The sequence below is a fragment of the Mycolicibacterium tusciae genome (assembly GCF_002086795.1).
GTDB lineage: Bacteria > Actinomycetota > Actinomycetes > Mycobacteriales > Mycobacteriaceae > Mycobacterium > Mycobacterium tusciae.
This window is the reverse complement of the sequence record NZ_MVIM01000016.1, coordinates 1-11539: the sequence shown is the minus strand read 5'-3', so window position 1 is coordinate 11539 and position 11539 is coordinate 1. Positions and strand designations below refer to the sequence as shown.

8 protein-coding genes and 1 pseudogene are annotated in these 11539 nt (G+C 66.7%); 8 read left to right on the top strand and 1 reads right to left on the bottom strand.

Translation table 11 applies throughout. From position 1 onward, the window contains the following. Positions 1 to 46: 46 nt before the first annotated feature. Positions 47 to 622: a VOC family protein gene (locus BST47_RS23620; RefSeq protein WP_083128112.1), complete on the top strand. Its 576-nt coding sequence runs from the start codon at positions 47 to 49 to the stop codon at positions 620 to 622. Here BST47_RS23620 and BST47_RS23615 read toward each other — a convergent pair. After that, entirely contained in the window at positions 619 to 1236 is a 618-nt protein-coding gene (locus tag BST47_RS23615) for a TetR/AcrR family transcriptional regulator (protein WP_083128111.1), read from the bottom strand. The genes BST47_RS23620 and BST47_RS23615 overlap by 4 nt on opposite strands. Positions 1237 to 1317: 81 nt before the next feature. On the opposite strand from BST47_RS23615, the gene BST47_RS23610 reads away from it, so the two are divergent. The 7 genes and pseudogenes from BST47_RS23610 to BST47_RS23580 all read left to right on the top strand — a co-directional run. Next, positions 1318 to 2214 carry an oxygenase MpaB family protein gene (locus BST47_RS23610; RefSeq protein WP_083128110.1) on the top strand — a complete coding sequence of 299 codons (897 nt, stop codon included), beginning with the start codon at positions 1318 to 1320 and terminating at the stop codon, positions 2212 to 2214. Between the two features lie 147 nt (positions 2215 to 2361). Further along, a pseudogene (locus BST47_RS23605) lies at positions 2362 to 2792 on the top strand (SAM-dependent methyltransferase); the annotation flags it as partial. 106 nt (positions 2793 to 2898) lie between these two features. Further along, a complete protein-coding gene (gene eccA / locus BST47_RS23600; RefSeq protein ID WP_083128109.1) occupies positions 2899 to 4716 on the top strand; it encodes a type VII secretion AAA-ATPase EccA in 1818 nt (605 codons plus the stop codon). Next, positions 4713 to 6287, top strand: coding sequence for a type VII secretion protein EccB (gene eccB, locus BST47_RS23595; protein ID WP_083128108.1), 1575 nt, complete (start codon positions 4713 to 4715; stop codon positions 6285 to 6287). Before eccA ends, eccB begins: the two co-directional genes overlap by 4 nt. Beyond that, a complete protein-coding gene (gene eccCa, locus BST47_RS23590) occupies positions 6284 to 10270 on the top strand; it encodes a type VII secretion protein EccCa (RefSeq protein WP_083128107.1) in 3987 nt (1328 codons plus the stop codon). Before eccB ends, eccCa begins: the two co-directional genes overlap by 4 nt. Beyond that, positions 10270 to 10578, top strand: a complete 309-nt coding sequence (locus BST47_RS23585) for a PE family protein (protein WP_083128106.1) — start codon at positions 10270 to 10272, stop codon at positions 10576 to 10578. The genes eccCa and BST47_RS23585 overlap by 1 nt, the downstream gene beginning before the upstream one ends. A gap of 2 nt (positions 10579 to 10580) precedes the next feature. Beyond that, on the top strand, positions 10581 to 11539 hold a 959-nt coding region (locus tag BST47_RS23580; protein WP_133056241.1), incomplete at its 3' end, for a PPE family protein.

The window sequence follows — 11539 nt, the reverse complement described above, 5'->3', positions numbered from 1 at the left end:
TGATGTTAGATTCAGAAATCGAGCTTGACTAGAGGAGCAGCCACACATGATCAAGCCGAACAACCCGAATTCCGAGTTCGAACTCGGCGGCATCAACCACGTAGCGCTCGTGTGCTCGGACATGGCGAAGACGGTCGACTTCTACAGCAATGTGCTTGGAATGCCGTTGATCAAGTCACTCGACCTGCCGGGGGGCATGGGACAACACTTCTTCTTCGATGCAGGTAACGGCGACTGCGTGGCGTTCTTCTGGTTCGCCGACGCACCGGATCGCGTTCCGGGAATCTCGTCGCCCGAAGCGATTCCGGGTATCGGCGACATCGTGAGCGCCGTGAGCACCATGAATCACCTGGCGTTCCATGTCCCGGCGGAGAAGTTTGACGAATACCGGCAGCGGCTCAAGGACAAGGGTGTGCGCGTCGGCCCGGTGCTCAACCATGACGAGAGCAAGCAGCAGGTCTCCCCGACGGTACATCCGGGGGTGTACGTGCGGTCGTTCTACTTCTTCGATCCGGACGGCATCACCCTCGAGTTCGCCTGCTGGACCAAGGAATTCACCGACAGTGACACCACGACCGAGCCGAAGACCGCCGCGGATCGCCGGCCCCGGGTGGGCGTCTAGGGTCTTGGCGGCATCGCGGCCAGCTGATCGATCAGCGCGGCCAGCAGCTCCACCAGCTCGTCGTGGTCGAGTTCGACTTCCCCGGACAGCCATGCGCTGATGGCTTGACCCACGCCGCCGACCGCGAAATGGGATGCGGCCTTGACCTGGTCGTTGTCCAGCGCCCCTTTCGCGCCCGCATGGGCGAAGAGCAGGGCGGCGAACAAGGCCGTCGACTCCGCGCGCTTGCGCACGATCACGGTATTGGACAGCTCGACGCTGAACAGCAGGCGTCCGACGCGGGGGTCGGCGGAGATCGTGCGGACGACGTTGGCCATCGCGGCACGGGCCTGCTCGGCCGGGGATGCCGCCGCGACGGCGGCCTGGGTGGTCGCGGCGATGTCGGCGATCACCGAGTCGAACACCGCTCCGACGAAGTCGTCTTTGTCGTTGAAGCTTTCGTAGAAGTACCGAACGCCCAGCGCGGCCTGCCCGCAGATTGCGCGCACGGTCAACTCGGCGGGGTCCTTACCTGCGGCGCCGAGTAGGTCGAGCCCGGCATCCAGCAGGCGGCGACGGCGACCTGCGACGCGTTCGACCGCGTCGACGCCGCGGTAGGGACGGACCTGTGCCATGCCTGCCATCTTGACACCTGTCCCATTGACAGGGCAATATCAGGAAACACACGTTCTCACTTTACCGATAGGTGGCGGCCAATGACGGTCACTGTTCCGATCGATCACGTCGAGCGTCCCCTCAACGACCCGGTGCTTCCCGGCGGGAAGAAGCCGCCGAGGTGGATGGGCGCCGCGGATGACGCCGCGTTCATCGGTCTGCTGTCCGGAGGCGCCAACGTGATCATGGAGTTGGCCCGCCCCGGCGTCGGGTACGGGGTCAAGGACAGCCGGGTCGAAAGTGGACGCGCCGACCGTCATCCCATCAAGCGGGCCAGGACCACCTTCACCTATCTCGCGGTCGCCCTCTCGGGCACCGAGGAGCAGAAGAAGCTGTATCGCCGCGCGGTGAACAAGTCCCACGCACAGGTGTACTCGGAGCCGGGCGACCCGGTGCAATACAACGCCTTCGACAAGGACCTGCAGATGTGGGTGGCGGCGTGCCTGTACAAGGGTTTCGTCGACGTTCATCGCATCTTCGTCGGCGAGATGGATGACGAAACCGCGGACCGCCACTATCGCGAAGGCATGACACTCGGCACGACGTTGCAGGTGCCCGCGGAGATGTGGCCTGCCGATCGCAAGGCTTTCGACGAGTACTGGCAGCAGTCACTGGAACAGATTCACATCGACGACGCCGTCCATGAGTATCTGTGGCCCATCGCGGCCGGGCGTCTCGGGAACGCCACGTTGCCGCGGCCGTTGCAGAAGCGGCTGGACGCGGTCAACCTGTTCATGACCACCGGCTTTCTGCCGCAACGGTTCCGCGACGAGATGCGACTGCCGTGGGATGCAAGCAAGCAGCGCAGGTTCAATCGGGTGATGACGGTTATCGGGACCGTGAACAAGGTGATGCCGCGCTTCATTCGGCGCTTCCCGTTCAACTGGATGCTGCGGGATCTCGACTGGCGGATCCGAACCGGCCGTCCGCTGACCTAGCGGGCAGTCACCTGGGCTGTAAGCAGGTTGTCAGATTGGCCGCGTAGAACGGCTACATGCGTACCGATAACGACACCTGGGGCATCAAGACGAGTGTCGGGTCGACGGCGTTGTTCGTGGCCGCGGCCCGGGCGTAGTGCCCTGGCCGGGGTGCGGCCCATCGCCGCGCGTCGTGAAGTCGCCGTCGACCTGCGTGATGACTGGCCGCGGGCGCTGCTCGATCACGGGTTGGACCCCACGTCGCCATCTGCCTGGATTGCCGAGGGCCTCCTGATTTATCTGCCCGCGACCGCGCAGGTTCAGCTGTTCGCCGGCATCGACTGGCTCTCGGCGCCGGCAGCCACGCTGCGGTGGAGGAGTCCGTGCCGATGGATGCCGACGCGTTCGCCGCCAAACAAGAGGAAGAGCGGATCGGGGGAGGCTCGGCCCACGGCGGTCCGTTCTTCGAGCTCATCTACAACGAGCAGCATGAGCCGGCGGCCCAGTGGTTCGCCGCCAGGGGTTGGCGCGCCTCGCCCGAGTCCGACGCAGGCACCATGACCGCGACGATCAGTCTGGTCAGCGCGATCAAGGGGTGAGTGCAGTCACGTCGTAACCCCACACCGTGAGTCTCGACAGTTAAGTTATGCAATGCTAACTTTTCGAAAGTTAGCCTGCCATAACTTACGGGGGAGACAAGCGCACGTGCCTGTATCAACGGATTTTGCTGCGACGTCCCGCGTCGACAGCGACGTCGTGAGTCGTTTTGCGACGTGTTGCCGGGCGCTGGGCTTGTCTGTCCACGATCGGCGGCGCCCGCCGGATCTCTCGGCGGCCCGGTCCGGGTTTGCCGAACTGACGCGAATCGCCCGTGAGCAGTGCGACGCGTGGACGGGTCTGGCCGCCGCCGGCGATACGAGCGCGCGTGTCATCGAGGCCGTGTGGCAGACGGTGAAGTCCGCGGGTGTGCTGCAGCGCGAGGTCGACCTCGCCGACGGCGATCTGGTGTTCGACTACGACACCGGTCTCTACCTCCAATTCGCGGCCTCGACGCCCGACGATTTCGCGCTGGCCTACGCGGTCACCCTGTGCGACGCCGGCGACTATGCGGCGGCGGACAAACTCGTCGACCCCCTGATCGCGCGGCGGCCGAGCTGGCTCGAGGCGCGGTGGGTGCGGGTCGCGATGTACTACCGGACCGAGCGATGGTCGGATGTGGTGCGCCTGCTGACCCCCATCGTCAACGACACGAAGCTGGACCAGAGGTACGCGCACGCCGTGCGCATCGCACTGGGCACCTCGCTCGCGAGGTTGGGCATGTTCGCCCCGGCGCTGTCCTACCTCGAGGACCCATCCGGACCCGTCGCGGTTGCGGCCGTCGACGGCGCGCTGGCCAGGGCGCTGTCTCTGCGCGCACAGGGCGAGGACCTCGACGCCGCCGACGTGCTTGCCGAGCTCTACGCCGCCAACCCCGAGAACGAAGAAGTCGAGACCGCGATCACGGATACGTCGTACGGCATCGTGCCGACGACGGCAGCCAGGATCGAGGCCCGGACCGATCCGTGGGATCCCGAAACCGAGCCCACCGAAACAGATTTCGTCGATCCCGGCGCGAAGGAGCGCAAGGCCCACCTGCTGATCGAGGCCGAGGCGGAGCTCGCCGAGTTCATCGGCCTCGAAGAGGTCAAGTACCAAGTGGCCCGGCTGAAGAGCTCGGTCGCCATGGCGATCCGTCGCCAGGAGCGCGGGCTGACCGTGGCCAACCGCACCAACCACCTGGTTTTCGCGGGCCCTCCGGGCACCGGTAAGACGACGATTGCGCGCGTCGTCGCCAAAATCTATTGCGGGCTGGGCATTCTCAAGAAAGAAACCGTGCGCGAGGTGCACCGCGCCGACCTGATCGGCCAGCACATCGGCGAGACCGAGGCCAAGACCAACGGCATCATCGACAGCGCACTCGACGGCGTGCTGTTCCTCGACGAGGCGTACGCGCTCGTGTCGACCGGCGCGAAGAACGACTTCGGCCTCGTCGCCATCGACACCCTGCTGGCCCGTATGGAGAACGACCGCGAGCGGCTGGTCGTGATCGTCGCGGGTTACCGCAAGGACCTCGACGCGTTCCTCGACACCAACGAGGGTCTGCGGTCGCGGTTCACCCGCAGCATCGACTTCCCGTCGTACTCGCCGCATGAACTGGTGGAGATCGCCATGCGGATGGCCGAGAAGCGAGACAGCGTCTTCGAAGCGGCGGCGCTACAACACATGGAGACGCTGTTCGGCCAACTCGCTTCGGTCACCACGCCCGACGCCAACGGGATCGAGCGACGCAACCTCGACATCGCCGGCAACGGCCGGTTCGTCCGCAACCTCGTGGAGCGTTCGGAAGAGGAGCGGGAATACCGTCTCGATCATTCCGACGCAGACGATTTCACCGATGACGAGCTGATGACCATCACCGACCAGGACGTCACGAGATCCGCCATCCCGCTGCTGCGCGGCCTCGGACTGTCGGTGTCCGAATGAGCGGCCAGGATCGCGAGGGTGGTGACCGCCGCGAGTTCACCTCCAGGACTCCGGTCAACGAGAACCCCGACCGGGTCGCTTACCGGCGTGGATTCGTCACGCGCCATCAGGTCTCGGGCTGGCGATTCATCATGCGGCGCATCGCCTCCGGTGTGGCGCTACATGACACCCGGATGCTCGTCGATCCGCTGCGCACCCAGTCGCGCGCAGTCCTCGTCGGCGCACTCGTACTGATCACCGGTCTCGCCGGCTGCTTCATCTTCTCGCTCATCAGGCCCGGCGGCGTGGCGGGCAACGACGCGATCCTGGCGGACCGCACCACGTCGGCGCTTTACGTCCGCCTCGGCGACCAGTTGCACCCGGTGCTGAACCTGACCTCGGCGCGCCTGATCGCGGGCCGGCCCGACAACCCGACCACGGTGAAGACCAGTGAGATCGACCAGTTTGCGCGCGGCAACCTGATCGGTATCCCGGGTGCGCCAGAACGCATGGTGCAGAACACCACTGGCGATGCGGACTGGACGGTGTGCGACGGAGCGTCCGGACCGGCGACGGGAGTGACGCTGATCGCCGCCCCGCTGACCGAGGGCGGCGAACGCGCCGCGGTGCTGCCCAAGAACGAGGTCATTCTGGTCTCCAACGAGGCCGGGCCCAACGCGGGCACGTGGCTGCTGTGGGACGGCCGTCGCAGCACGATCGACCTGAACGATCGCGCGGTCACCGGTGCGCTGGGTCTTGGCCCGGACGCGCCCGCCAGTCGCGCCGTCGCTCCGGGACTGTTCAACGCAATTCCGGAGGCTGCCGCGCTGACTGCGCCCGTCATCGAGGGTGCGGGTGAGCCGACGAGCTACCCGCTGCCGACGCCGGCACCGGTCGGTGCGGTCGTCACATCGTTCGGAGCCGACAACGCACTACAGCACTACGCGGTGCTTCGCCAAGGGCTGCAACCGGTTTCGCCGGTGGTCGCCGCGATCCTGCGCAACACGAACTCGTTCGGCCTCAACCAGCCGCCGCGGCTGGGAGCCGACGACATCGCCAAGGCGCCAGTGGCAAGCGGTATCGCCAACGACGCGTATCCGAGCGAGCCGGTCACGGTCGTCGACGCCACCGACGCACCGCTGACGTGCGCCCAATGGACACGGCCCGCGGATGCGACCGGCGGAACGCTTCAATTGCGTTCTGGCGTAACGCTTCCGGTGGTCGACGAGCTGCGCACCGTCGCACTGGTCGGAGCCGGATCGGGCACCACTGCCGACCGCGTCGTGTTGACACCCGGCTCAGGCTTCCTGGTGCAGACCGTCGGCCAGGACGGCGGAGGGACGTCGACGCAACCGGTCGGAGGGGCGACCTTCTGGCTCAGCGACACCGGCGTGCGGTACGGCGTCGACACCGAGAGTGACCAGAGGACGATCGAGGCGCTCGGACTGACCCCGCCGCCGCTACCCATTCCATGGTCGATGCTGAGCCAGTTCGCGGAGGGCCCGACGTTGTCGCGTGCCGACGCCCTGTTGGCCCACGACGGGCTCGCGGCCGACCCCCGTCCCGCAGTCGTGAGGGAGACCCCATCGTGAGTCGGCTCATCTTCGAAGCGCGTCGCAGGATTGCGCCGCCGACGGTGCGCAAGGGCACCATCACGATCGAACCGCCACCGGAACTGCCCCGGATGGTGCCGCCGTCGTTGTTGCGGCGGGTGCTGCCGTATCTGATCGTCATTCTGATCATCGGCATGATCGTCGCGCTGGTCGCCACCGGTATGCGGCTGATCTCGCCGACGACGCTGTTCTTCCCGTTCGTCCTGCTGCTGGCCGCGACGGCGCTCTACCGCGGCACGGACAACAAGATGCGCACCGAGGAGGTGGACGCCGAGCGGGCCGACTACCTGCGGTACCTGTCGGTGGTCCGCGACAACGTTCGCGCACACGCGGCCGAACAGCGTGCCGCCCTCGAGTGGTCGCATCCGGATCCCAAGTTGCTCGCCGAGGTGCCTGGCACCCGCCGCCAGTGGGAGCGCGACCCGCACGACAGCGACTTCCTCGTAGTGCGAACGGGTTTGCACGATGCACCGCTGGGCGCAGCGCTGCGGGTCAAGGACAGCGCCGACGAGGTCGACCTCGAACCGGTTTCGCACACCACGCTGCGCGGACTGCTCGGCGTGCAGCGCACGGTGCGCGCCGTCCCCGCGGCGATCGATTTGGCCAAGGTCTCGCGGATCTCCGTGCTGGGCGAGCCCGACGAGGTTCGTGGTGCGTTGCGGGCGTGGCTCATCCAGGCGGTCACCTGGCACGACCCCGCCGTCCTCGGTGTCGCCTTGGCATCACCGGACTTCCAGAGCGACGACTGGTCGTGGCTGAAGTGGTTGCCGCACAACGACGTACCCGGCTCATCCGACGGTGCGGGCCCCGCGCGTTATCTCTGCGACGACGTTACGCAACTGCGCTCGCTGCTGGAACCGGTACTCGACGACCGCGCACCGTTCGGCTCCGACGCGGATTCGAGTGCCAAGCATCTGTTGATCGTCGTAGACGACCCCGAGAACGCCGATCCGAACATCCTGGTGCCACGCGGCGGGTTGTCCGGTGTGACGCTGGTGCAGCGCATCGCCGAACCTCCGCACCGCGAGCAGTACCCCGACCCCGAACGGCCCATCCTGCGCGTCGCGGACGGGAGGCTCGAGCGGTGGCAATCCGGTGGCTGGGCACCGTATGTCGATGCGGCCGATCACCTCGATGTCGCCGAAGCCCGCCACGTCGCGCGACGGCTGTCCCGCTGGGATTCCAATCCGAGCCACGCGCGTACGAGCAATGCCGGGGTGGCGACGTTCTCGACGCTGCTCGGGATTCCGGACGCCGCGGCGCTGGACGTGGCGAGTTTGTGGGCGCCCCGCGCGCGTGCAGACGAGCTGCGGGTACCCATCGGTGTGACGTCGACCGGTGATCCGCTGGAGTTCGATCTCAAGGACGAAGCAGAGGGCGGCATGGGCCCTCACGGTCTGATGATCGGTATGACCGGCTCCGGCAAGTCGCAGACGCTGATGTCGATCCTGTTGTCGCTGCTGACCACTCACTCCGCGGACCGGCTGATCGTCATCTACGCCGACTTCAAGGGTGAGGCCGGCGCCGACATCTTCCGCGACTTCCCGCAGGTGGTCGCCGTCATCTCGAATATGGCGGAGAAGCGCTCCCTGGCCGACCGTTTCGCCGACACTCTGCGCGGTGAGGTGGCGCGTCGCGAGCAACTGCTGATGGAGGCCGGGAGGCGAGTGCAAGGCAGCGCCTTCAACTCGGTGCTGGAATACGAGGCCGCCATCGCGGCGGGTCATGATCTGCCGCCGTTGCCGACGCTGCTCGTCGTCGCCGATGAGTTCTCGCTGATGCTGTCCGACCATCCCGAGTACGCCGAGCTCTTCGACTATGTTGCTCGCAAGGGCCGTTCGTTCCGCATCCACATTCTGTTCGCGTCGCAGACTCTCGATGTCGGTCGCATCAAGGACATCGACAAGAACACCTCGTACCGGATCGGGCTCAAGGTGGCGAGCCCGGCCGTCAGCCGCCAGATCATCGGCGTCGAGGACGCATTCCACATCGAGGCGGGGCCGGATCACAAGGGTGAGGGTTACCTGGTGCCGACGCCCGGCGCCATGCCGGTCAAGTTCCGCAGCACCTATGTCGACGGCATCTACGATCCGCCCAGGGTCGAGAAGTCGGTTGTCGTGCAATCGCTTCCGGTACCGCAGCTGTTCACCGCCGGCCACGTGGACGCGCCCGCGGATACGGTGACGGTCGTCGAACCCGCCGCGCACGAGGACCGTCCGCCGCGCAAGCTCGTCGCCACCATCGGCGACCAGCTCTCGCACTACGGCCCCAAGGCGCCGCGGTTGTGGCTGCCCCCGCTGGACGAGCCGATACCGCTGGACGAGCTGCTCGCCCGTGCGGACGTGTCCGAGCGCGAATGGCGTTGGCCGCTGGGCGAAATCGACCGACCGTTCGCGATGCGGCGTGACCCGCTGATCTTCGACGCGACGTCGGCCGCCGCCAACGTGCTGATTCACGGCGGACCGAGGTCGGGCAAGACGACGGCGCTGCAGACGTTCATCCTGTCGGCCGCCGCGCTGCACTCACCCCGCGACGTCACGTTCTACTGCCTGGACTACGGCGGCGGTCAGTTGCGCGAGCTCGAAGACCTCGCCCACGTCGGCAGCGTCGCGTCGCCACTGGAACCCGAACGCATCCGGCGCACGTTCGGTGAACTCGAACAGCTTTTGCAGGCGCGCCAAGCTCGTGGCCACTCCGGCAACGGCGAGCGTGATGAGTATGGCGAAGTTTTTCTTGTCATCGACAACCTGTACGCCTTCAGCCGTGACAACACCGACACGTTCAACACCCGAAACCCGTTGCTGGCCAAGGTCACAGAGCTCGTCAACACCGGTATGTCCTACGGCATCCACGTCATCATCACCACGCCGAACTGGCTCGAGGTGCCGTTGGCGATGCGTGACGGGCTCGGATTGCGGCTCGAGCTCAAGCTCGCGGATGCGCGTGACAGCAATGTGCGGATCACCGGGGCGCTGCGCAGGCCCGCCGAAGCCGTGCCCGCCGACCAGCCGGGCCGCGGCCTGACGATGGCCGCCGAGCACTTCCTCGTCGCGGAGCCCTCGCTGCGCGATATCGCGGTCATCAATGCGCGGTACCCGGGTGTCGCCGCGCCGCCGGTGCGGCTGCTGCCGCTGGAGCTGGCCCCGGCCGCAGTGGCGCCGCTGTATCCGGCGCCGGAGCGGGTGGTCGTCGGCCAGCGCGAGGAGGATCTCGCCGCCGTGTCATTGAGCTTCTCGGACAATCCGTTACTCATGGTGTTCGGCGACTCCAAATCGGGCAAGACGACGTTGCTGCGCCATGTGATTCGCACGATCCGCGAGAATTCGACGCCGGACCGCGTGGCGTTCACGGTCGTCGACCGCCGTCTGCACCTCGTCGAGGAACCGTTGTTCCCCGACAACGAGTACACCCCGAACATCGATCGGATCACGCCCGCGATGCTCGGGCTCTCGGCACTCTTGGAGAAGCGCCGACCGCCGGCGGGGCTGAGCCCGCAGGAGTTGAGCAGGTGGTCCTATCAATCAGGTGCCGATGGCCACACCCACTATCTGATCGTCGACGACGTCGACCAGATCCCGGACGCTCCCGCCGTCAGCGGGCCGTTCGTCGGGCAACGTCCGTGGACCGGCATCATCGGGTTGCTGTCGCAGGCGAGCGAGCTGGGGCTGCGCGTCATCGTCACTGCGCGAGCAACGGGGTCGGCGCACGCTTTGATGACTGCTCCGCTGCTGCGGCGCCTGAACGAGCTGCAAGCCGCCATCGTCATGTTGTCCGGTAATCCGCAGGACAGCGGCAAGATCAGGGGCCACCGGTTCCGCAGGTTGCCCGCAGGTCGCGCCATGTTGCTCGACGACGGCGATGCTCCGACGTTCCTGCAGCTCGTCAATCCGCTCGCAGACACAGTCCAAGGCGGTACAGGCAGCACCGGACACAACGGAAACAGAGGAAGGGAGTTCAACTGATGACTCTGCGCGTAGTTCCCGAGGGTCTTGTCGCGGCGAGCGCCGCGGTCGAGGCACTGACCGCCCGACTCGCCGCCGCTCACGCCGCGGCCGCGCCCCTGATCAGTGCCGTCCTGCCGCCCGCCGCCGATGCCGTGTCGCTGCAGACCGCGGCGGGCATGAGCGCGCACGGCGTGCAGCACAACACGATGGCCGCGCTCGGCGTCGAGGAACTCGGACGTTCCGGGGTCGGGGTCGGCGAGTCCGGTGCCAGCTATCTCACCGGTGACGCGATGGCCGCTTCGTCCTACCTGGTTGCCGGTAGCTGAACATGATGGCCCCCATCTGGATGGCTCTCCCGCCGGAGGTGCATTCCGCGATGCTCAGCGCAGGCCCTGGCCCGGGCCCGATGCTGGCTGCCGCGGGGGCTTGGCAGTCGTTGGCCGCCGAATACGCCTCGGCCGCAGCGGAGTTGACCGGCGTGTTGGGTGGGGTCCAGGGCGGCGCCTGGGAGGGCCCGAGCGCCGAGCAGTACGTCGCCGCACACACCCCGTACCTGGCGTGGCTGGCACAGGCGAGTGCCAACAGCACGGCGACCGCCGTTCAGCACGAGACGGCGGCCGCCGCCTACAGCGTGGCACTCGCGACGATGCCGACGCTGGCCGAGCTGGCGCTCAACCATGCCGTACACGGGATCCTGGTCGGCACGAACTTCCTGGGGATCAACACGATTCCCATCGCGCTGAACGAAGCCGACTACGTGCGGATGTGGATTCAGGCCGCCACGACCATGAGTACGTATCAGGCGGTGTCAGGCGCCGCGGTGGCCGCCGCGCCGACCACCATGCCCGCGCCGTTCCTGCTGACTCCCGGTGTCGGAGAAGCGGGTTCGGCGGCAGCAGCCGCCCAGCAGTCCGCAGCGATGGTGACCGCCGCCGATTCCGGTGCGGCGTTGAACGTCGCGGACTCCATCTCGGATCTGCTGCAGCAGATCGTCAGGTTCTTCGAGGACTTCTTCGAGTCGATCCTGAACTTCGTGCGCAACTTCTTTCGCGCCATCTTCGACTTCCTGAGCGACTTCCTGAACAACTTCCTCGGGTGGCTCGGCAACCCGTCGTCGGGGGTGCTGCTCTTGTTCATCGCATACCAGGCGATCACCCAGCCGCTCGGATGGACCACCTGGTCGATGATCTTCGCCGCTCCGATTTTCCTCCCGATCATGATCGGGCTCATCTACCAGTATCTGAACCCGCCACAGGCGGTTCCGGCGCCCGCCCCTGCCCCCGCGCC

What these genes read in the sequence shown, in the direction of transcription:
- BST47_RS23620 (WP_083128112.1), top strand. Translation starts at nt 47, where the DNA reads ATGATCAAGCCGAACAACCCGAATTCCGAGTTCGAACTCGGCGGCATC.
- BST47_RS23615 (WP_083128111.1), bottom strand. Translation starts at nt 1,236, where the DNA reads ATGGCACAGGTCCGTCCCTACCGCGGCGTCGACGCGGTCGAACGCGTC.
- BST47_RS23610 (WP_083128110.1), top strand. Translation starts at nt 1,318, where the DNA reads ATGACGGTCACTGTTCCGATCGATCACGTCGAGCGTCCCCTCAACGAC.
- eccB (WP_083128108.1), top strand. Translation starts at nt 4,713, where the DNA reads ATGAGCGGCCAGGATCGCGAGGGTGGTGACCGCCGCGAGTTCACCTCC.
- BST47_RS23585 (WP_083128106.1), top strand. Translation starts at nt 10,270, where the DNA reads ATGACTCTGCGCGTAGTTCCCGAGGGTCTTGTCGCGGCGAGCGCCGCG.